This is a genomic window from Dactylosporangium sp. NPDC000521 (genome assembly GCF_042898305.1).
Classification (GTDB): Bacteria; Actinomycetota; Actinomycetes; order Mycobacteriales; family Micromonosporaceae; genus Dactylosporangium.
In genome coordinates this window covers 255,550-276,150 of the sequence record NZ_JBIAYW010000003.1, presented here as the reverse complement: position 1 = coordinate 276,150, position 20,601 = coordinate 255,550, and the positions used below count along the sequence as shown (strand labels likewise).

Here is a 20,601-nt window from a genome sequence, read left to right as displayed (position 1 = left end):
ACGGTCTAGCTCCGCACCACCAGCAGCGGGATCTGCATCTCCGCCGCCGTGCTCGACCCGTGGAACGCCACCATCTTCGTATACCGCAGCGGCTCGTGCTCCGTCGCCATGATCGCCCACCGCTCGTGGCAGATGACGACCACGTCGCCGACGCGGGCGAGGTGCTGCTGCGGGATCGGCCCGAACCAGCCGCCCGCGACCGCCTCCTCGCGGCTGAGCACGGTGGCCCGGTCCCCGAGGACCCCCTGCCAGGTGGCGATGACGTCGTCGTGCGCGCCGGGGATGGCGTGCAGATACCGCACCCGGGGCTCACCGGCGACGACCGCCACGCCGGAGCGCAGCCGGGCGTCCTGGTCGAGGTCGAGGCGCCGGTCGGCGGGGATGTCGAGCTGCCCGTGGTCGGCGGTCACGACGAGCGCCGAGTTGGGCGGCAGCCCGTCGACGAGGCGGGTGAGGAGCCGGTCGGCGTCGGCGACGGCGGTCCGCCACTCGCCGGTCCCGATGCCGAAGTCGTGGCCGGCGCGGTCGATGTCGGGCAGGTACCCGTACACGAGGCGCGAGGTCTGCAACGCGGCCAGCATCGAGGCCGCGACCTCGTCGAAGGCGATCCCGGCGCCGAAGCGGGCGCCCCGGTAGGCGGACACGGACAGGCCGGTCCGCTCGAACTTGGGGTTGCTGACGACGGTGGGGGCGAGCCCCGCGTTGCCGGCCCGGGTGAACGCGGTCGGCAGCGGCTGCCACTGCGCCGGGTCGGGCTGGTCCTCCCAGTGCAGGTGGTTGACGAGCTTGTCGGTGCCGGGCTGGTTGAGCACGATGCCGACGATGCCGTGGGCGCCGGGCGGGGCGCCGGTGCCGAGGGTGACGAGGCTGACCGGGGTCGTCGACGGGAAGCCGGCGGTGATCGAGCGGGCGGTGCCGAGCCGGCCGCCGAGGAAGTCGGTGATCGTGGGCGCGTGGGGCGCGGCGACGCCGAGCTGGTGCCAGCCGAGCCCGTCGAGGAGCAGCACGGCGACCCGGTCGACGCCGGCGAGGGCGGCGCCGAGGCCGAGGGCGTCCCGCTCATACGGCATCCCGAGGACGCTCAGCACGCTGGGCATGATCTCGGCGAGGCTGGCCTGCCCATAGCGGGGCGCGACGGGGTCGAGCGGGCCCATCAGTGTTTCCTGCAGAGCAGGTGCAGCTGGGTGGCGATGTCCCGGTAGGGCGGGGTGCCGGCGAGGGCCAGCTCGAACGCCTGCAGCGCCTCCGGCTCGCTCTCCGCGACAGTGCCGGGCACGAGGTCGGTGATGATCCGGACGCCGTGGATCTGCTCGACCTCGAACCCGCCGCCGGTCAGCAGGGCCGTGGCGGTGCCGGCGTCATATCGCCGGCTGAGCCGGTCGCGGCTGTCGCCGCGCCCGTCGGGACTGGCGACGAGCAGCGACGCGGCGGCGAGGTGCCCGCCGATCGCCTTGGCAAGGACGGCGGCGGCCCGGTTGGCGACGACGACGCTGGCGGCGCCGCCGGGACGCAGGGTCGCGGCGAGCGCGGTGACCACCTTGTGCGGGTCGTCGACGACCTCGAGCATGCTGTGGCACAGCACGAGGTCGACGCTGCCGGGCGGGACGAGGTCGGCGAGTCCGTCGCCGTCGCCCTGCACGGCGGTGATCCGGTCGGCGACGCCGGCTTCGTCGGCCCGCCTGGTGAGCGCGGCGAGGGCGTCGGGGCTGGGGTCGACGACGGTGACGGCGTGCCCGGCGCGGGCGAGCGGCACGGCAAACCCGCCGGTGCCGCCGCCGACGTCGAGGGCGGTCAGGGGGTGGTCGGCCGCGGCGATCTCGCGTCGCAGGACCTGCCAGACCACCGCGGTGCGTGGCGACGCCACTGAGGACTCCACCCCCCGACCTTAATACCCACCTACGACACAACCGGCAGGTATACCTGCCCGCCCGACGCGACGAACTCCTCGGACTTCGCCTGCATCTCCAGCGACAGCGACTGGCTGATCTTCATGGAGCAGAACTTCGGGCCGCACATCGAGCAGAAGTGGGCGGTCTTCGCGGCCGAGGCCGGCAGCGTCTCGTCGTGGTACGCCCGGGCCGTGTCGGGGTCCATGGCCAGGTTGAACTGGTCCTCCCAGCGGAACTCGAACCGCGCCTTGGACAGCGCGTCGTCCCACGCCTGCGCGCCGGGGTGCCCCTTGGCGAGGTCGGCGGCGTGCGCCGCGATCTTGTACGCGATGACGCCGGCCTTGACGTCGTCGCGGTTCGGCAGCCCGAGGTGCTCCTTCGGCGTGACGTAGCAGAGCATCGCCGTGCCGTACATGGCGATCATGGCGGCACCGATGGCGCTGGTGATGTGGTCGTACGCCGGCGCGACGTCGGTGGTGAGCGGTCCGAGCGTGTAGAACGGCGCCTCGTGGCACCACTCCTTCTGCAGGTCCACGTTCTCTTTGATCTTGTGCATGGGCACGTGCCCGGGGCCCTCGATCATCACCTGCACGTCGTGCTCCCACGCCACCTTCGTCAGCTCACCCAGGGTGCGCAGCTCGGCGAGCTGGGCCTCGTCGTTCGCATCGGCGATCGAGCCCGGGCGGAGCCCGTCGCCGAGGGAGAAGGCGACGTCGTACCGGGCGAAGATCTCGCACAGGTCGGAGAAGTGCGTGTACAGGAAGTTCTCCTCGTGCCGCGCCAGGCACCAGGCGGCCATGATCGAACCGCCGCGGGAGACGATGCCCGTCACGCGGCCGACGGTCATCGGCACGTACCGCAGCAGCACCCCGGCGTGGACGGTCATGTAGTCGACGCCCTGCTCCGCCTGCTCGATGATCGTGTCGCGGTACGCCTCCCAGGTCAGCTTGAGCGGGTCGCCGCCGACCTTCTCCAGGGCCTGGTAGATCGGCACGGTCCCGATCGGCACCGGCGAGTTGCGCACGATCGCCTCGCGGGTGGCGTGGATGTGCTTGCCGGTGGACAGGTCCATGACCGTATCCGCGCCCCACTTCGTCGCCCAGGTGAGCTTCGCGACCTCCTCCTCGACGCCGGAGGAGACCGCGGAGGTGCCGATGTTGGCGTTGACCTTCACCAGGAAGCGGCTGCCGATGACCATCGGCTCGCTCTCGGGGTGGTTGACGTTGTTGGGCAGGATCGCCCGGCCGGCCGCGATCTCGTCGCGCACCAGCGCCGGTTCGACGCCCTCGCGGATCGCCGCGAACTCCATCTCCGGCGTGACGATCCCCTGCCGCGCGTAGTACAGCTGCGTCCGCTCTCCTCCATGATCGCCACCGCGTGATGCGATCCACGGGGCGCGCAGCGGGGGGAGGCCGGCCGGCGGGTCGTTCAACGGGCCGCTGGTGTCGTAGAGGCGCACCGGTGGGTTGCCGCCGCTCAGTTCGACCTCCGCGAACGGCACGCGGATGTCGCCCCGCGACCCCTGGACGTGGACCTTGCGCTTCATGGCGGATCCTTTCGTGGGGACGGCGAAGCGGGCACGCCCCGGGCGCACCTGTTCGCGTTTCGGCAGATGTACTGCGTGAGCGGGCCGGACCGGAGAATCCGCGGGCCGGACCTGGTGGGTTATGGAAGCGGGCCGGAGAAGGGGCCCCACGCCAGCGGACCGTGCCCGGCGCCGAGCCGCCAGCCGGCCGACGCGGCCAGGGCCGACTGCACGTACTGCTTCGCCCCGGCGAGCGCCTCGCCGAGGTCCTCCCCGAGCGCGAGCCTGGCCGCGGTCGCCGCGGCGAACGTGCACCCGGTGCCGTGGTTGTTCGCGGTGTCGACCCACGGCAGTGACAGCAGCTCGACCGTACCGGCGACGCAGACGACATCGACGGCGTCCCGGCTGCCGCGGAGGTGGCCGCCCTTCACCACGACACACTTCGGTCCGGTCGCGGCGAGGTCCTGGGCGGCCTTGACCGCGTCGTCGACGTCGGTGACGTCCCGGCCGAGCAGCACCGACGCCTCCCGCAGGTTGGGCGTGACGACGGTGGCGTGCGGGAAGAGCAGGTCGAGGTACGCGCGTTCGGCGTCGCGGGTGAAGAGCCGGTCGCCGGACGACGCGACGAGCACCGGGTCGACGACGAGGCCGGGCAGCCGCGGCGCGTACGACGCGACGAGGGCGACCGTCTCGGGGGTGGCGAGCATGCCGGTCTTGACGGCGGCGACGGGCAGGTCGGCGAGTACCGCGTCGAGCTGCGCCCCGACGAACCCGGGGTCGACGGCGGAGATGCCCTGCACGCCGATCGTGTTCTGCGCGGTGAGGGCGGTGATCACGCTGGTGCCGAAGACCCGGTGCGCGGCGAACGTCTTCAGGTCCGCCTGGATCCCCGCGCCCCCGCCGGAGTCGGACCCCGCGATGGTCAGGGCGACGCTCGGGTTCACGCCGCCACTTCCGCTCCGCTCCGGGGCGGTCATGCCGCCACCTCCGCTGCGCTCCGGCGTCGGCCTGACCGACGAACTGCGCCCATGGTGCCCACCCCTCCGCTGCGCTCCGGGCCGGTCACGCCGCCACCTCCGCTGCGCTCCGGCGTCGGCCTGACCGACGGACCGCGCCCATGGTGCCCACCCCTCCGCTACGCTCCGGGGCGGTCACGCCGTCATCAGCTCCTTGACGAACCTCGCGGGGTCGTCGGCGCGCATGACGGCGCCCATGACGGCGACGCCGGCGGCCCCCTCGTCGAGGCAGTCCCGGACCCGCGCCGGCGAGTCGACGCCGCCCAGCGCGTACACCGGCAGCGGGACGACCAGAGCCATCCTGGCGAGGGCGGCCAGGCCCAGCGGGGGGCCGTAGCCGGGTTTGGACCGGGTCGGGAAGATCGGCGACAGGGTCGCGAACCCCACCTTCGCCTCGGCCGCGGCGAAGAGCTCCGCCTGGTCGTGGCACTTGCGGAACGCGGTCGTGTCCTCCGCCAGCACGAGGCGGCCCTTGACGCCGTCGAGCATGCCGCGGAGCCGGTCGGCGAGGGCCGCGCGCTCGCCGTCGGGCAGGTCCTGCTCGCCGAGGACGACCAGCCGCGCGCCCCCGTCGATCGCGCGGTTGACCACCTCGTCGAGCGGCCGGTGCGCCTGCCGGCGGTCGGTGAACAGCACCAGCCTCGTCACCATGGCAGTCCCCCCATCGGGCTCGAGGCGGTCGCGTACAGGCGGCGCGGGATCCTCCCGGCGGTGTGCGCGAGGCGGCCCGCTTCGACGGCGAGCCGCATCGCCTCCGCCATGCGCGCGGGGTGCTCGGCGCGGGTGACCGCGGTCGCGAGCAGCACCCCGTCGCAGCCGAGCTCCATCGCCAGGGCCGCGTCGGAGGCGGTGCCGATCCCGGCGTCGAGGATGACCGGCACGGCCACCTTCTGCCGGATGAGCGCGATGTTGTGCGGGTTGCGGATGCCGAGGCCGGAGCCGATGGGCGCGCCGAGCGGCATGACCGCGGCGCATCCGGCGTCGGCGAGCCGCTGGGCGAGCACCGGATCGTCGGTGGTGTACGGCAGGACCGTGAACCCGTCCTCGACGAGCCGCTCCGCGGCGGTGACCAGCTCGACCGCGTCGGGCAGCAGCGTCTCCTCGTCGCCGATGACCTCCAGCTTGACCCACGCCGTGTCGAACGCCTCCCTGGCCAGGTGGGCGAGCTTCACCGCCTCGGTCGCCGTGTAGCAGCCGGCGGTGTTGGGCAGCAGCCGCACGCCGCACCGTTCGACGACGTCGAGCAGCGACGGCGCGCCCGGGTCGAGCCTGCGCAGCGCGACCGTGACGAGCCCGGTGCCGCTGGCCCGGATCGCGGCCTCGAGCGCGGCGTGGCTGGTCGCCCCGCCGGTGCCGAGGATGAGCCGCGACGGCAGCTCCACCCCGGCGATGGTGAGCGTCGCGCCGTCGCCACTGCCGATGCCGGCGGCGCTGCCGATGCCGTTGCCGGTAGCGGTGCCAATGCCGTTGCCGGCGCTGTTGCCGAGGTCAGCCACCTTGGACCGCCGTGAGGACGTCGATGGTGTCGCCGTCGACCGGCCTGGTCTCGGCCCAGTTTGCTCTCGGCACGACGGACCCGTTCAACGCGACGGCGACGCCCCGCGGGTCCTCGACCCCGGCGAGGCCACGGACGACGTCGGCGACGGTCGCGGTGTCGTCCACATCGGCGGCGACCGCGTTGACCACGAGCTGCATACGGCTCACTCCTGACTCCCTGCGCCGGCATGATCCGGATCAGGTTCGACGGTCGGGGGCTGACAGCCCCCCTCTCAGCCCGGTCATACCGGACTCCCGTGGGGTACGAGCTGACCATAACCCCGCCGCGGTCCTCAGGTAAAGCGGCTCACCCCGTACGCACTGATGTCCACATCCGTCGATCCCTTGGTGACCAGGTCGGCGATGGCGTGCGCGGTGACCGGTGCGAGGAGCACTCCGTGCCGGTAGTGGCCGCCCGCGACGTACACGTTGTCGTGCGTCTGCCCTTCGAGCCGGCCGAGGATCGGGGCGTTGTCCGGGGTCCCCGGCCGCAGTCCGGCGAGGGTCTCCGCGAGCGCCAGCTCGGCGACCCCCGGCAGCAGGTCCGCGGCCGGACGCAGCAGGTCGAGCACCCCACCGGCGGTCACCGTCGTGTCGGCGCCGCGCTCCTCCTCCGTCGCCCCGACGACCAGCTCCCCGTCGGCGCGCGGCACCAGGTACACGTGACGCCCCAGCGCGACGCCCCGCACCACGTGCGTGAGCAGCGGCTCGGCACCCCGCAACCGGAGCAGCTGTCCCTTCACCGGCCGCACCGGCAACCCCGTCACCCGCGCGATCCCGGCACCGGTCGCGATGATGATCACATCGTCCCGCAGGCTGGACGGATCCTCGACGTCCCGCTCCACCCACGTGACCGGCAGCCGCTCCGACCGCAGCGCCGCGAGCAGCAGCCGCGGGTCGACCTGATGATCCCCGGCCGCCTTCGCCCCGCCCCGGACCCGCGGGCTGAGCATCGGCTCCAGCTCCCGGAGCTTCCGCCCCTGCAGCGGCTCGACCGGCAGCCCCGCCCGCAGGTAGTAGTCGACGAGCCGCCGCACCTCGGTGAGGTCGTCCTCGGTGAGCGCGACGAGCAGCGTCCCCTCCGTCCGGTACCCCAGCGGCATCCCGGTCGCCGCGCTCAGCTCCGCCGCGAACGCGGGCCAGCGCCGCATCGACTCGAGCATCAGCTCCTGCAGCGCCTCCTCCCCGAAGCTCGCCTCGGCCGCCGGCGCCAACATCCCCGCCGCGACCCGGCCCGCCCCGCGCCGCGGGTCCCGGTCGTACACGGTGACCTGCTCCCCCCGCCGCGCCAGCTCCCACGCGATACTGAGCCCGACGATCCCTCCCCCGACGATCCCGACCTTCACGCGACCCCTCCAGCGGAAATCTGCCCCCGCCCCGACGGCGCAACATGGCCGCTGGCACGGAAACCACCCGGCGATTGCACCCGCAGCTCACCACCTCCCCCGGACGGGTGAGACCCGCCTCCCCCGGATGAATCCAGGCGCAAGCGCCCGGATTTATCCGACATTTCGCATTTGTCGGGCGAAGAGAAGGCGGTCGAGTTGGACGTGGAGGGGGTGGTTGAAGAGGGCGCGGCCGGCGAAGGCACAACCGGCGAAGGCGCGACCGACGAAGGCGCGACCGACGAAGGCGCGACCGACGAAGAGGTGGAGGTCGAGGTGGTCATGGAGGCGGCCGGGTGAGCATTCCCGGAAGCCGCCCCGAAGCCGGTTGCGGGAGCCGTCGCGGAATCGGCATGGGAACGGAGCACCGGGACCGGTGATGCCGGCGACGGAGGGGCGGCGGCGAGGACGGCGGCGAAGGCGGCGGCCGCCGCGGCGGGGTCGGGGGCGGTGCTCATCGCGCCGACCACGGCGACGGCATGGGCGCCCGCCGCGAACAGGGTCGCGGCGCGGGACGGTGTGACGCCGCCGATGGCGATGACCGGGACGTCGACCGCCTCGACGACGGCGCGCACGCCGGCAGGGCCGATGGCGGCGGGGAGGCCGGTCTTCGTGGTGGTCGCGTACGCGGGGCCGACGCCGAGATAGGAGGCCCCGTCGGCGACCGCCTGGCGGGCCGAGACGGGGTTGCGGGCGGTCGCGCCGAGGATCGCGTGCGGGCCCAGGACGCGGCGGGCGGCGGACACGGGCAGGTCGTCGGCCCCGACGTGGGCGCCGTCGGCACCGGCGGCGAGGGCGATGTGCAGGCGGTCGTTGACGAGGCAGACGGCGCCGGCGGCGCGGCAGAGGGTGATGACGCGCAGGGTGAGTTCGTACGCCTCGCGGTCGGTGACGCTGTCCTCCGGGCGGACCTGGACGACGGTGAAGCCGGCGGCGAGCGCGTGCCCGACGACGCCGAGGACGTCGCGGCCGGGGCGGGTGTCCGTGATGAGATGAAGGCGTCCGAGCGTCTGCACCGCGATAGTTTTTCAGACATGAAGCAGGTGCGACTTGGCCGGACCGGGCTGAAGGTCTCCGAGATCTGTCTCGGCATGATGAGCTACGGCGATCCGTCGTGGCGTGACTGGGTGCTCGACGAGGAGGCCGCGGACCCGTTCGTGCGGCGTGCCGTCGAGGCCGGGATCACGTTCTTCGACACCGCCGACGTCTACTCACTCGGCGCCAGCGAGACCGTGACGGGGCGGCTGCTGGCGAAACACTTCCCGCGCCGCGACGACTACGTGCTGGCCACGAAGGTGTTCGGCGTGATGAGCGACCGGCCCAACGACTCCGGGCTGTCGCGCAAGCACATCCTCGCCGGCATCGACAACTCGCTGCGGCGGCTCGGCGTCGACCACGTCGACCTGTACCAGATCCACCGCTTCGACCCGGAGACCCCGGTCGAGGAGACCATGGCGGCGCTGCACGACGTCGTGCGGTCGGGGAAGGCCCGCTACATCGGCGCTTCCAGCATGTACGCGTGGCAGTTCGCGAAACTGCAGCACACGGCCCGGGTCAACGGCTGGACCGAGTTCGTGTCGATGCAGAACCACTACAACCTCGTGTACCGCGAGGAGGAGCGGGAGATGCTGCCGCTCTGCGCCGACCAGGGCATCGGCGTCATCCCGTGGAGCCCCCTGGCCAGGGGCATGCTGGCCGGCAACCGCGGGCGGGGCGACGAGCGGCGCACGACGAGGGCCGCGAGTGACGCGTTCAGCTCCATGTACACCGACGACGACTTCGCCGTCGTGGACGTCAACGCGGAGGTGGCCGGCGAGCGCGGGGTCGCTCCGGCGCAGGTGGCGCTCGCGTGGCTGCTGTCCAAGCCGGTCGTCACGGCCCCGATCGTGGGCGCGACGAAGCTGTCGCACCTGGAGGACGCGATCGCCGCGACCGAGCTGACCCTGGACGACAAGGAGATCGAGCGGCTCGAGGCGCCGTACGTGCCGCACCCCGTCCTGGGCCACTGAACGTCCCGGACCCGCCGCAACAACGAAAGGCCGGCCCGGGAGGGCCGGCCTTTCGTTGCGGAACTCAGTTGGAGGCGACACCCAGCGCGGCGCCGCCGCCGTCGGCGTGCAGCTGCGTGGTCGAAGCGAACGTGCTGTCGAGGCGGGCCTGCAGGGCCTCGAGCTCGCTGTACTCCGACACCGACGCGTGCTCCTCGCCCTCCGCGGCGAACACGTGGTCGGCGTTCACCTCGTTGTGGTCGTACGAGGTGAAGTCCGACTCGTGGTACTCCACACCCGCCGGCGTGCTGTACGAGACCTCGTGGCCCTGGTCGAACGACGTCGACTCGGCCGACTGGGAGTCCTGCTCGTACACGCCGAAGTTCGAGTCGTAGTTGCTGTCAGCCGCGTTCACCTCGTGCAGCTGGTTCAGCGACTCATGGTCCGCGCCGGCCTCCGCGTGACCGTAGTCGGTGCCGCCGTCGTAACCGTGGTCGCCGGTGTCGCCGCTGTCCCACTCGCTCATGTCATTCCCCCAGCTCACTGATGTCCGTGTTGCCTTGCTGTCACCCATGACGTTAGGCGTTCTCGGAAAGCATTGAATCCCCGAAACGTGCCACCGCCCAGCGCAGTGCCAGGTAGGCGACAGTCCCGAACCGGCGGCGCGCCGCGGGACGTGTTCCCCGGCAGCTGGGGGCGCCGTTCGAACCCGATGTCCCCAGTGTCATCACCCGGGGCGGGCGCTCCGGGCCCGCGGCATTACGCTGACGGCCGTGATCGGGCCTCTGGCAGTCGCCGTGTACGTGCTGTCGCTCGCCCTCGCTGCCTGGGCGTTCGCCGAGTTCTTCCGGCACCGCGAACCGACCCGCCCGCTGTTCCTGGGGCTGGGTGTCGTCGGGCTGCTCGTGCTGGCGCAGGTCGTCGCGCTCGGCATCGGGCTCGCCCGCGGGCACGGCCCGGAGGAGGGCGGCGAGGTCGTCACCCTCGTCGGGTACATGCTGACGGCGGTGCTCCTGCCGCCCGCCGGTGCCGTCCTCGCCAGGATGGAGCCGACCCGCTGGGGCTCCCTGCTCATCGGCAGCGCCGCCGTCATCGTGCCGGTGCTCATCCTGCGACTCGGACAGATCTGGAATGGCTGACGACACCACCATCCGCAAGGGGCCCGGCCGGGTCCTCGTCGCGATCTACGGCGTGTTCGCGCTCGCCACGTCCGCCCGCGCGAGCGTGCAGATCGCGACGAAGTTCGGTGACGCACCCCTCGCGTACACGCTGTCGGCGCTCGCCGCGGCCGTCTACATCGTCGCCACCGTCGCCCTCGCCCGCGGCGCCCGCCGGGTCGCGCTCGCCGCCTGCGGGTTCGAACTGCTCGGCGTCCTCAGCGTCGGCACGCTCAGCGTGGTGGACAGCGAGGCGTTCCCGGACGCCACCGTCTGGTCCGACTACGGCCAGGGGTACGGCTACGTCCCGCTGGTCCTGCCCGTCGTCGGCCTCTGGTGGCTGCTGCGGACGAAAAAGAACGAATCCACATAAAATCCCCAGCGGGGGTCACCGGAAGTCGCGGGACGCCGACCGGATCGGCAGGCTCAGCGCCGCCAGGTGGTCGGCCCGCAGGTTGAGCACGCCCTCGACCTTCTCGAGGACACCGCGGACGACCATCGCGTTCGCGGTCCGGGCGACCCTCCGGTACCGCTGCCACAGCCCCGGCGTGCAGGTGACGTTGAGCATCCCGGTCTCGTCCTCCAGGTTGATGAACGTGACCCCGGCCGCGGTCGCCGGGCGCTGGCGATGCGTGACGATCCCGCCGACGGAGACCCTGCGCCCGTGGTCGACGGTGTGCAGCCGCTCCACGGGCAGCGCGCCGATCCGGTCGAGGTAGTCCCGCGCGAACTGCGCCGGGTGCGCGTCCGGCGCCAGGCCGGTCGCCCACACGTCGGCGATCATGCGCTCCACGGCGTCCATCCCGGGCAGCATCGGCGCTTCGAGGCCGCCGGTCGTGCCGGGCAGCCGCCCTTCCGTCTCCCGCGCCGCCGCGCCCGCCGCCCACAGCGCCTCCCGCCGGCTGAGCCCGAGCCCGGCGAACGCGTCCGCGGTGGCGAGGGCCTCCAGGTGCGGGGTGGTGAGGCCGGCCCGCCGGGCGAGGTCGCTCATCGACGTGAACGGCCCGCCGCCGGCGCGCACCGCCTCGATCCGTTCGGCGACGGCGTCGCCGAGGGACCGGACCGCGGACAGCCCGAGCCGGACGACCGGCCCGCCCCGCCCCCAGCCGGCGGGCCCGTCCACGGAAACCTCCGACGGCAGGGGCGGCTCCAGCGTGGCCCGGGCGTCGCTGAGGTTGACGTCGGGGCGGCGGACGGTGACGCCGTGCCGGCGGGCGTCGTCGACGAGCGACTGCGGCGAGTAGAACCCCATCGGCTGCGCGTTGAGCAGTGCCGCGCAGAACGCCGCGGGGTGGTAGCGCTTCAGCCAGGCGCTCGCGTACACGAGATAGGCGAAGCTCATCGCGTGGCTTTCCGGGAAGCCGTAGTTCGCGAACGCGGACAGCTTGTCGAACAGTTCGTCGGCGAGCGTGCCGGTGATCCCGTTGCCGGCCATTCCTTCGTACAGGCGCTGACGAATGCGACGCATGCGCTCCATCGACCGTTTCGACCCCATGGCGCGGCGCAGCTCGTCGGATTCGGCGGGGGTGAACCCGGCGACGTCGATCGCCATCTGCATCAGCTGTTCCTGGAAGAGCGGCACGCCGAGGGTCTTCTTCAGCGACGGTTCCAGCAGCGGATGCGGATAGGTGACCTTCTCCTGTTTGTTCTTGCGGCGGATGTACGGGTGGACCGAGCCGCCTTGGATGGGTCCTGGACGGATCAGTGCCACCTCGACGACCAGGTCGTAGAACTCGCGCGGCTTGAGCCGGGGCAGGGTCGCCATCTGCGCGCGGCTCTCCACCTGGAACACCCCGACGGAGTCGGCCCGGCACAGCATGTCGTAGACCTCGGGGTCGTCCAGCGGCATGAGGGAGATGTCGAGCTCGCCGCCGATCATCTCGAACGCGTAGCGCAGCGCCGACAGCATGCCGAGGCCGAGCAGGTCGAACTTGACGAGCCCGGCGGCCGCGCAGTCGTCCTTGTCCCACTGCAGGACGGTGCGGCCCGCCATTCTCGCGTGCTCGACGGGGCACACCTCGATGACGGGCCGGTCGCAGATGACCATGCCGCCGGAGTGGATGCCGAGGTGCCGCGGGAAGGTCTGCAGTTCGTTGGCGAAGTCGAGGACCGGCCGCGGGATGTCGTCGACGTCGGCGGTGCTCACGTCACCCCACCGTTCGACCTGCCTGCTCCACGCGTCCTGCTGCCCCGGCGAGTGCCCGAATGCTTTCGCCATGTCCCGGACCGCGGATTTCGGCCGGTACGAGATGACGTTCGCGACCTGGGCGGTGTAGCGCCGGCCGTACTTCTCGTAGACGTGCTGGATGACTTTTTCGCGCTGATCGGACTCGATGTCGATGTCGATGTCGGGTGGCCCGTCGCGTTCCGGGGACAGGAACCGCTCGAACAGCAGGCCCCATTTGACGGCGTCGACGTTGGTGATGCCGAGCGCGAAACAGACCGCCGAGTTCGCCGCGGATCCGCGGCCCTGGCAGTAGATGTTGTTCTCCTTGCAGAAGGTGACGATGTCGTACACGACGAGGAAGTAGCCGGGGAAGTTCAGCTCTTCGATCAGGGCCAGTTCGTGCTCCAGCTGCGCGTACGCCTTCGCGTTGCCGCGGTAGCGGTCGGCGGCCTTCGTCATCGTCAGGTGCCGCAGCCAGTCCATCTCCGACATGCCGGGCCGCGGCACCGGGTAGTCCGGCAGCCGCGGCGCGACGAGCTGCAGGTCGAACGCGAGCTCCCGGCCGTACGCGGCGGCTCTGGCGACGGCGCCGGGCCAGGCCGCGAACCGGGCCGCCATCTCCGCGCCGCCGCGCAGGTGGGCGGTGCCGGCGGCGGGCAGCCAGCCGTCGATGTCGTCGAGGCCGCGCCGGGCGCGGACGGCGGCGAGCGCGGTCGCCAGCCGCCGGCGGCCCGGGGTCGCGTAGTGGACGTTGTTCGTCGCGACCGTCGGCAGGTTCCTCGCGTCGGCGAGGTCGGCGAGGGCGTCGTTGCGCTCGTCGTCGTGCGGGTCGCCGTGCGACGTCAGCTCCACCGCCACCGATTCGGGGCCGAACAGCGCTACGAGCCGGTCCAGTTCGCGCGCTGCCTGCTCCGGACCGTGCTCCAGCAGCGCCGCCGGGACATGCCCCTTCCGGCAGCCGGTGAGGATCAGCGCGTGGTCCTTGAGGGTCGCCGCGGTCTCCTCCAGGTCGTACACCGGCCGGCCCTTCTCACCGCCCCGGAAGTGGGCCTCGCTGATGGTGCGGGCGAGCCGCGCGTACCCCTGCGGACCCCGCGCCAGGACGAGCAGGTGCCGGCCGAGCGGGTCGGGTTCGCCGTTCTGCGGGCCGGGCAGCCCCAGCGACAGCTCCGCGCCGAACACGGTCCGGATGTCGAGCTCCCTGGCCGCCTCCGCGAACCGGACGACGCCGTAGAAGCCGTCGTGGTCGGTGATCGCGACGGCTTCCAGGCCGAGGCGGGCCGCGGTCTCGGCGAGCTCTTCGGGGTGGCTGGCCCCGTCGAGGAAGCTGAAGTTGGTGTGGCAGTGCAGTTCGGCGTACGGGACCGCGTCGGTGGGCTTTTCCAGCGGGGGTGCCGTGTACGCCTCGCGTTTGCGGGTCCACGCCGGCGAGTCCCCGCCGTCGCCGTCGTCGGCGGCGAGGACGTCCGGGTGGTACTCGCCTTTCCCGGCGCCCCTGCCGGTCAGTTTCCGTTCGAACTCCCGCCAGGGGATGTCGGGGTTGCTGAATCCCATCAGTCGTAGAGCCCTTCCACGCGCCAGGCGCCGTCCTCGAGGACCGCCAGGATCGCCCGCTCGTCGGCGAGCCGGAGCTGGAACCGGACGCGGCGGCTGGCCCCTTCGTCGTCCCACCAGCGTTCGTCGACCGGCCACGGCCCGGCCCACGCGATCACCTGCTGCGGCTCCCCGCCTGTCTGGATGTACGCCGGGGCGCCGCTGAGCTCCAGGCGCCCGCCGACCCGCACCACCTGCCCGTCCTTGTCGGTGACGGCGGCGGGCAGCGGCTCCCGGTACACGGTCGCCGGCGACGGTGACGGCAGCCGCCCCGGCCACGGCGCGTCGGCGCCCCGCGCGACCCGTTCGTCGCCGAACGCCACGAGCCGGATCCGGCTGCTGTCGGCGCGCCCGCCGTCGAGGACCGCGGTGAGGACCGCGTCGGGGCCGAGGAGCCCCTGGACGCGGGTGAGGGCCCGGTGGGCGCGGTCGCGTTCGTCGCCGGCCTCGCCCCACAGCCCCGGCTGCAGCCCGAGGTGCTCCACCACGCCCTCGGGGACGAGCCGCAGCCGCGCGATGCCGCCGGTCGGGGTGTGCCTGCTCTTGAGCCAGCCGTCGAGCTGCCAGCGGACCCGGTCGGCGATCGCGTTGACGCTCAGCAGGCCGTCGTGCCGCCAGGTCCGCCACAGCTCCTGTCCCGTGACGGTGACCGCCTCGATCCCGAGCCGCGTGCAGGCGAGCCCGTGCCGCTGGAGCCCTTCGTGCAGCCGCTCGGCGAGGCCCCGGGCCGCGAACGCGGCGGCGTCGACCCGCTCGACCGGCTCGTCGAACGTCTCCGTCACGTCCAGGTCCGGCGGCGGCTGCCGGGGCGCGAGCGGCCGCTCGTCCCGCCCGCCGGCGAGCCGGTGCGCGAGCGCCGCGTCGAACCCGAACCGTGCCAGCACGTCCGGCCCCGGCAGCGCCGCGAACTCCTTGAGCGTGTGGATCCCGAGCCGCCGCAGCAGGTCGGCCAGCTGTGGCCGGCCGAGCGCGCTGATGCTCAGGTCCGCGAGGAACTGTGGGGTCTCCCCCGGCGGCACGAGCACCCCGGCCCGCGCGGCCAGCCCCGCCGCGAACGTCCCGTCGGCGACCCCGACCTGCGCCTCCACGTCGCACCGCTGCGCGATCTGCTCCACGAGCCGCTCGGCCGCGGCGGCCTCACCGCCGTAGAACCGCGCGGGCCCCCTGGCCGCGAGCGCGCACGCCCCCGGCCGCAGCGTCTCCACCCCCGGCGCGACCTCCTCGACGGCCGCGAGCACCGGCTCGTACGCCCGCATGTCCCGCCCCGGGTCGTGCTCCAGCACGATCAGGTGCGGGCACCGCCCCTGCGCCTCCCGTTTCCGCAGCCCCCGCCGTACCCCTTCCTCCCGCGCCGCCGGCGACGTGGCCAGGACCCTGTTCGCGTGCAGCACCGCCACCGGCTGCTCCGCCGGATACCCGTCCACGATCTCCGCCGCCACCACCGGCCAGTCGGGGCACCAGATCACCATCGTCCGCTGCGCCTGCTCCGGCGCCGGCACGTCAGCCGACCCTTCGCAGGGTGGTGGCGGGGGCGGTGCGCGGCATCTTCGCGTCGCGGACGGGTGGCAGCGGCCCTTCCAGCGCCGGCAGCCACAGCGTCACCTCACGCGCGGCGCTCGCCGCGCCCCGGCCGCGGGCCTGGATCGTCAGCTCCCGGCAGCGCAGCCGGCCCCGGCCTTCGCCGAGCCCGCCCCACGTCTGCTGGACCGGCGCCACCGTCACGTCCGCACCGGCCCACACCCCGGCCGGCATGAGCACGCTGCCCCGCTGCCTGGCCCGCGCCGCCAGCCGCCCCGCCACCGCCGGCGCGACCGACCCCGGCACGGCCGCCACCACGATGTCCACCCCGTCCAGCAGCGCGGCGACGATGCTCGCCCACTCGGCTCCCGGGTCCGGCACCAGCGCCAGCCGCTCCAGCGCCACCCCCATCTCCGCCGCCGCCGCCGGGTTCAGCGACGGCATCCCCACCACCGCACACCACGACCCGGCTCTGCTCGCCGCCGCCAGCAACGCCAGCAGCACCGACGACGTCTGCACCGCGATCGTCGCCCCCCGCCGCAGCCCTCCACCCGGCAGCAACGCCCGCAGCCCCGCCAGCACCGGCAGCACCTTCCCGGCCCCGGCCCCCGCTCCCGCCGCGTGCTCGCTGGCCGGCCGCACCACTCCCGCACCGACCAGCCCGGCCAGCCCCCGCCCGGCCCCGCCCCCCGCCGCCGGCCGCACCGCCCCCGCACCGGCCGGCCCCCGCTCGGCCCCGGCCCCCGCGGCGTGTTCACCGGCCGGGCGCACCACCCCCGCACCGGCCGGCCTCCGCCCGGCTCCTGCCGCGTGCTCGCCGGCCGGCCGCACCACCCCGGCACCGACCAGCCTCCGCGCGGTCTCCCCGGGCTCCCGCCGGTCCCCGACCGTCCGCAGCTGCCCCGCCGCCGCACCACCCCGTGCCGCGCGGCCGTCCTCCCCGCTCTCCCGGCCACCGACGATGCCGAGGACGCCCCGCACCTCCCGGGACTCGCGAGCCGAGTCGTGAGCCGGTTCGAGGGCGGGGTCGAGGCCGGGTGCGGGGACGGACCGCGGCCCCCGCCGGAGGGCAGCGTCGCTCGCGCCGGCGGCCCCGCTCACACCGTCCTCGCCGACGCGCGTGTCGTAGGACTCGGCGGCCGCCGAAGCCGACATGCCAGCCACGGCACCTGCTCCCCCACTACCGTTCTCCCCCGCCGCGCCCCGGCCCACCACTCCGGCGGTCCCTGACACGACGCTGTCCCCACTGCCCTGCCGTCCTTGACCCGGGCCGGTCCTGCGAACCCGCTACCCCAGGTCAGCGCACCCGCCGCGCCATCGATGCCGCGCTGCACGCTCAGCTCGATCGCCGCTCCACGGAAGATCGCGGAGCGCCGCTCCACGCCGCCGCCCAGCACCGACCCGGCACGACCCGGACCGGCGGCCCGCTCACCTTGTCCGCTGCCGCCCGGTCCACCGACCGCGCACCATGATCGAAGGCCGGATCCGGCGACGCTGGCAGCCGGATCCTTCCTTGGATCACGCCGGGCCCGCGAAGTTCATCGTCCGGAGCGTCGTCCGCCCCGGTCCCGCATGCGAACCCCCTCGCCGCCCCGACCGGCGGCGCTGCGCCCCGACCGGGCGAACACCCCGGCAACCCCCGATCAGGCGAGGACGCCGACCTGAACCCGGCCCCCCGACCACGGCACGGACCCCAACCCGAACGCAAGCCATGCCTCGACCCCGAGCCCGCACTCGCATCTGGACCTGGACTCGCACCTGGGCATGAACCTGGGCATGAACCTGGGCATGAACCCGGACCCGAACCCGGACCAGGCCGCCTCCGACCCACAACCGGCCGCGACCGAGCACGACCACCCGGCAGGGCGACGGACCGGACCATGCCGGGCTCGGGCAACAGGGGCTTCGTGCACCACGACGGCGGACGCGACCGGCCCGGCGCCGGCCCGGCGCCCGCGGCACGAACGCCGAGCCTCGAGGCCCGCGGAGCGCGGACCGAACGCCGCAGCTCAAGGGAGTCGTGGTTCACAGGCTTCACCGGCCGGGTTCTTCAACGCCGGGCCCTCACCGCCTCCACTTCGGGAACCGGCAGGGCATGGGCGTACCGAGGCCATCCGTGGCCAGTTGCAAAGGAAACGACAAGGCGGGCGATCACCCACCGGAAACCCCATCCACCGGGCAGCACAACCGCCCCGGCCGGTCAGCCCGGTCCGGATGGCCTCGCCGGAGCGGCGGCTCCCGGTGGGCCAGCTGGTCCGGCTGGTCCGACCGAACCGGACAGGCCGGGCTGTGGATCGGACCGTGGGCCGGGCTGCGGCTGCGGCTGCGGCCGACTGGTCCGGCGGTGCTGTCCTGGCACGGCCGCGGGTCAGCTGGCGAGGCCCTCGATCCTGGGCTGATACGAGAAGCCGAGGCCGACCTCGACGACGGCGATGAACTGCTCCGCGGAGCGCATGAGGTCGTCGGCCTCCCGGGCGGTGACCACCCGCGGGATGCCCGCCTCCGCGGCGGAGCGCTTGCTGGCGCCGGCGGCGAAATAGGCCGCCCAGTCGCTCAGCTCGGGCGCGACGAGCACCAGCAGTGACCAGACGCTCGTCACCTTGCTGCGGCGGCCCGGCGCGGCGGGCACGGCCCTGGCGGCGAGGACCGCCGCGGCGGCGCGGAGCGCGGCGAGGTGGGCGGTGGCATAGCGCATGCCGTCGGTGCGGATCTCCGCCGCCTCTTCGAGGCCTCGGCGGGCGAGGGTCAACAGCTCCCGCGGCGTGCGGTGGGGAAGCGCATGCGCGGGAACCGGAAGCTGCTGCCGGGACGCACCACCGGCCGCGGCGACCGGAGCGGTGGCCGGGGCGGTCGGGAATCGACTGACGTTGGACGGCTGGGTCGAACGGTTCGCCGGCATGTGTCTCCCTCTGTGGTGCGTCGGTGGGCCCCGCTTGGGTCCCCGTGGTGCGTGCGGGCCGTCGCTGGGGGAGTAGCGGCGACACGCGGGCCGGGCAGGTGTGACGGTCGAACGGCGCGACGTCGCCGGCCGGGCGTGGAGCTTCCCCACACCACCCCCGGCCGGCGGGCCGGCTGGGCCGCTGCCCGCCGCCCGGGGGTCGTGGGCGGCGAGCAGCGACCCCACCTGAGGCCAGACCCGCGAAAATCCGGCCTCCGCGGTGTCGCGGACCGCGCTCGGGAAGAACGCCGCGAATCGCCTTCCCGAAGCAGTTCGAACACTCGTTCGACTGAGACAAGACTACACCCGGGGGCCGGGAAAGTCGCAACGACGCGAGCAGATTTTTCGAACATCCGTTCGCATGATCACTCGTGCAGGTGACTGCGCTGGCCGTCGTGGTCGAACACGCAGAGGATCTCCGCCGGCCCGTCGTGGGCGCCGAACGCGTGCGGCGTCATGGTGGAGAACGCGGCCGCCTGACCCGGCTCGACCAGGATGGTCCGCTCCCCCAGCCGCAGCACGACGGTGCCCGACAGCACGGTGAACCAGTCCTTGCCCGGATGCACCCGCAGCTCCTCCGGCACCGCCCGGGTGATGCGCATCTTGGCCACCGAGACGCCGTGCGGCCCCGGCTCCCGGGTCATCATCCAGGTGGTCACGCCGTGCGCCTCGTCGCGCCGGGGGCGGATCACCACGTCCTCGTCGTCGACGGACTCCACCAGCTGGTCGAGCGTGGTCCCGAGCGCGCGGGCGATCGGGGCGAGCTGGTCCAGGGCGATCCGCCGGTGGCCCGTCTCGATCCGGCTCAGCGTGGAGGGGCTCAGGTAGCAGCGCGAGGCGAGGTCGTCGAGCGACCAGCCCTTGGCCACCCGCAGGCCGCGGATCCGTTTGCGAACGAGGCCGTCGAGCTCACCGTCTTGCGTCATACGCAAGATTGTATGCCGCGACAGCAAAGCGCGGCTATGGTCGAGCCATGACCCAGAGCCACACCCACGACCACGTACACGGCCACACGCACGGCCACGCCCACAACCAACCGCACGGCCACGACAAGGCCCACGACCACGCCCACGCCCACGGCCATGCCCATCAGCACGATCACCAGGACCTCGCCGACATCCTCGACCTCGACGCCGAGGTGCTGCACGACCACCTCACCGAGGTCATGGCCTGGGTCCACGAGCAGACCGGCGACGTCGCGACCGTGCTCGACCTCGGGGCCGGCACCGGCGCCGGCACCCTCGCGCTGGCCCGCCGCTTCCCCGGCGCGACGGTCACCGCCGTCGACGTGTCGCCGCAGATGCTGCAGCACCTGCGGCACAAGGCCCAAGCCGCGGGGCTCGCCGACCGGATCCACACCGTGGAGGCCGACCTCGACGGCGCGGACGGTACAAAGGCCGCCGACGCCGACCTGGTGTGGGCGGCCAACTCGCTGCACCACCTGGCCGACCCCGTCGCCAGCCTGGCCCGCATCCGCGGCGCGATCCGCCCCGGCGGCCACCTCGTGGCGTTCGAGATGGACGCGTTCCCCCGGTTCCTGCCCGGCGACGAGCTCGAGACCCGCTGCCACGAGGCCGTCACCGCGATGCGCGCCGGCGACATGCCGCACCTCGGCGCCGACTGGGCCCCGCTGCTGCGCGCCGCCGGGTTCACCGTCCAGGCGCAGCGTCGCTTCGAGATCGACCTGGAGCCGCCGCTGCCGGAGGCCACCGGCCGCTACGCGCAGACGTCCCTGCGCCGCCTCCGTCAAGGACTCGAAGGAAGGCTGAGCCCCGAGGACCTGGCCGCACTGGAGGCGTTGGCGGAGGCCGTACCGACGCGGCCGGACCTCACCGTGCGAGCACGGCGAACCGCCTGGGTCGCCACACCGTAAGGGGCGTTACCGCTTC

At 73.5% G+C, this 20,601-nt stretch carries 18 protein-coding genes, 1 pseudogene and 1 riboswitch; of the genes and pseudogenes, 4 read left to right on the top strand and 15 right to left on the bottom strand.

Going from position 1 to position 20,601, the window contains the following annotated elements:
* Positions 1 to 5: 5 nt before the first annotated feature.
* The 9 genes and pseudogenes from ACFY3L_RS11435 to thiE all read right to left on the bottom strand — a co-directional run.
* Positions 6 to 1,154 (bottom strand): alkaline phosphatase family protein, encoded by a 1,149-nt coding sequence (locus ACFY3L_RS11435; protein WP_389321661.1) that lies wholly within the window; start codon positions 1,152 to 1,154, stop codon positions 6 to 8.
* On the bottom strand, positions 1,154 to 1,876 hold the full coding sequence (locus tag ACFY3L_RS11430) for a class I SAM-dependent methyltransferase (protein WP_389321659.1): 723 nt from the start codon (positions 1,874 to 1,876) through the stop codon (positions 1,154 to 1,156). Before ACFY3L_RS11430 ends, ACFY3L_RS11435 begins: the two co-directional genes overlap by 1 nt.
* A gap of 20 nt (positions 1,877 to 1,896) precedes the next feature.
* Positions 1,897 to 3,435, bottom strand: coding sequence for a phosphomethylpyrimidine synthase ThiC (gene thiC / locus ACFY3L_RS11425; RefSeq protein WP_389321657.1), 1,539 nt, complete (start codon positions 3,433 to 3,435; stop codon positions 1,897 to 1,899).
* A gap of 119 nt (positions 3,436 to 3,554) precedes the next feature.
* Positions 3,555 to 4,358: a bifunctional hydroxymethylpyrimidine kinase/phosphomethylpyrimidine kinase gene (thiD, locus tag ACFY3L_RS11420; RefSeq protein ID WP_389322598.1), complete on the bottom strand. Its 804-nt coding sequence runs from the start codon at positions 4,356 to 4,358 to the stop codon at positions 3,555 to 3,557.
* 207 nt (positions 4,359 to 4,565) lie between these two features.
* Positions 4,566 to 5,081, bottom strand: a complete 516-nt coding sequence (locus ACFY3L_RS11415) for a thiamine phosphate synthase (protein ID WP_389321655.1) — start codon at positions 5,079 to 5,081, stop codon at positions 4,566 to 4,568.
* Positions 5,075 to 5,821: a thiazole synthase gene (locus tag ACFY3L_RS11410; RefSeq protein ID WP_389322596.1), complete on the bottom strand. Its 747-nt coding sequence runs from the start codon at positions 5,819 to 5,821 to the stop codon at positions 5,075 to 5,077. Before ACFY3L_RS11410 ends, ACFY3L_RS11415 begins: the two co-directional genes overlap by 7 nt.
* Positions 5,822 to 5,918: 97 nt before the next feature.
* Complete coding sequence (thiS, locus tag ACFY3L_RS11405; protein WP_389322594.1) at positions 5,919 to 6,125, bottom strand: sulfur carrier protein ThiS; 207 nt, start codon at positions 6,123 to 6,125, stop codon at positions 5,919 to 5,921.
* Positions 6,124 to 6,234, bottom strand: a riboswitch (TPP riboswitch). It overlaps the preceding gene by 2 nt.
* A gap of 25 nt (positions 6,235 to 6,259) precedes the next feature.
* Positions 6,260 to 7,312 (bottom strand): glycine oxidase ThiO, encoded by a 1,053-nt coding sequence (gene thiO / locus ACFY3L_RS11400; RefSeq protein ID WP_389321653.1) that lies wholly within the window; start codon positions 7,310 to 7,312, stop codon positions 6,260 to 6,262.
* 443 nt (positions 7,313 to 7,755) lie between these two features.
* Positions 7,756 to 8,367 (bottom strand): annotated as a pseudogene (gene thiE / locus ACFY3L_RS11395) (thiamine phosphate synthase); the annotation flags it as partial.
* Positions 8,368 to 8,385: 18 nt separating this feature from the next.
* Between thiE and ACFY3L_RS11390 the strand changes: the two are divergent.
* Positions 8,386 to 9,360, top strand: a complete 975-nt coding sequence (locus ACFY3L_RS11390; RefSeq protein ID WP_389321651.1) for an aldo/keto reductase — start codon at positions 8,386 to 8,388, stop codon at positions 9,358 to 9,360.
* Positions 9,361 to 9,424: 64 nt separating this feature from the next.
* On the opposite strand, the gene ACFY3L_RS11385 is transcribed toward ACFY3L_RS11390, so the two are convergent.
* Complete coding sequence (locus ACFY3L_RS11385; RefSeq protein ID WP_389321649.1) at positions 9,425 to 9,865, bottom strand: hypothetical protein; 441 nt, start codon at positions 9,863 to 9,865, stop codon at positions 9,425 to 9,427.
* 247 nt (positions 9,866 to 10,112) lie between these two features.
* On the opposite strand from ACFY3L_RS11385, the gene ACFY3L_RS11380 reads away from it, so the two are divergent.
* Together ACFY3L_RS11380 and ACFY3L_RS11375 are read left to right on the top strand one after the other, a co-directional pair.
* The gene (locus ACFY3L_RS11380) at positions 10,113 to 10,478 is read left to right on the top strand and encodes a hypothetical protein (protein ID WP_389321647.1); all 366 of its coding nucleotides are present in this window, start codon (positions 10,113 to 10,115) and stop codon (positions 10,476 to 10,478) included.
* Positions 10,471 to 10,869: a hypothetical protein gene (locus ACFY3L_RS11375; protein ID WP_389321645.1), complete on the top strand. Its 399-nt coding sequence runs from the start codon at positions 10,471 to 10,473 to the stop codon at positions 10,867 to 10,869. Before ACFY3L_RS11380 ends, ACFY3L_RS11375 begins: the two co-directional genes overlap by 8 nt.
* A gap of 15 nt (positions 10,870 to 10,884) precedes the next feature.
* Here ACFY3L_RS11375 and ACFY3L_RS11370 read toward each other — a convergent pair whose 3' ends face one another.
* The 5 genes from ACFY3L_RS11370 to ACFY3L_RS11350 all read right to left on the bottom strand — a co-directional run bounded on the left by ACFY3L_RS11370 (position 10,885) and on the right by ACFY3L_RS11350 (position 19,638).
* Positions 10,885 to 14,217 (bottom strand): error-prone DNA polymerase, encoded by a 3,333-nt coding sequence (locus ACFY3L_RS11370; RefSeq protein ID WP_389321643.1) that lies wholly within the window; start codon positions 14,215 to 14,217, stop codon positions 10,885 to 10,887.
* Positions 14,217 to 15,725 carry a DNA polymerase Y family protein gene (locus ACFY3L_RS11365; RefSeq protein WP_389322592.1) on the bottom strand — a complete coding sequence of 503 codons (1,509 nt, stop codon included), beginning with the start codon at positions 15,723 to 15,725 and terminating at the stop codon, positions 14,217 to 14,219. The genes ACFY3L_RS11370 and ACFY3L_RS11365 overlap by 1 nt, the downstream gene beginning before the upstream one ends.
* 31 nt (positions 15,726 to 15,756) lie before the next feature.
* Entirely contained in the window at positions 15,757 to 16,479 is a 723-nt protein-coding gene (locus ACFY3L_RS11360; protein ID WP_389322590.1) for a hypothetical protein, read from the bottom strand.
* Positions 16,480 to 18,142: 1,663 nt separating this feature from the next.
* On the bottom strand, positions 18,143 to 18,673 hold the full coding sequence (locus ACFY3L_RS11355; RefSeq protein ID WP_389321641.1) for an SAV_6107 family HEPN domain-containing protein: 531 nt from the start codon (positions 18,671 to 18,673) through the stop codon (positions 18,143 to 18,145).
* A 404-nt stretch (positions 18,674 to 19,077) separates the two neighbouring features.
* Positions 19,078 to 19,638 carry a helix-turn-helix domain-containing protein gene (locus ACFY3L_RS11350; RefSeq protein ID WP_389321639.1) on the bottom strand — a complete coding sequence of 187 codons (561 nt, stop codon included), beginning with the start codon at positions 19,636 to 19,638 and terminating at the stop codon, positions 19,078 to 19,080.
* Positions 19,639 to 19,685: 47 nt separating this feature from the next.
* Between ACFY3L_RS11350 and ACFY3L_RS11345 the strand changes: the two genes are divergently transcribed.
* Positions 19,686 to 20,585 (top strand): class I SAM-dependent methyltransferase, encoded by a 900-nt coding sequence (locus tag ACFY3L_RS11345; protein ID WP_389321637.1) that lies wholly within the window; start codon positions 19,686 to 19,688, stop codon positions 20,583 to 20,585.
* Positions 20,586 to 20,601: the final 16 nt, after the last annotated feature.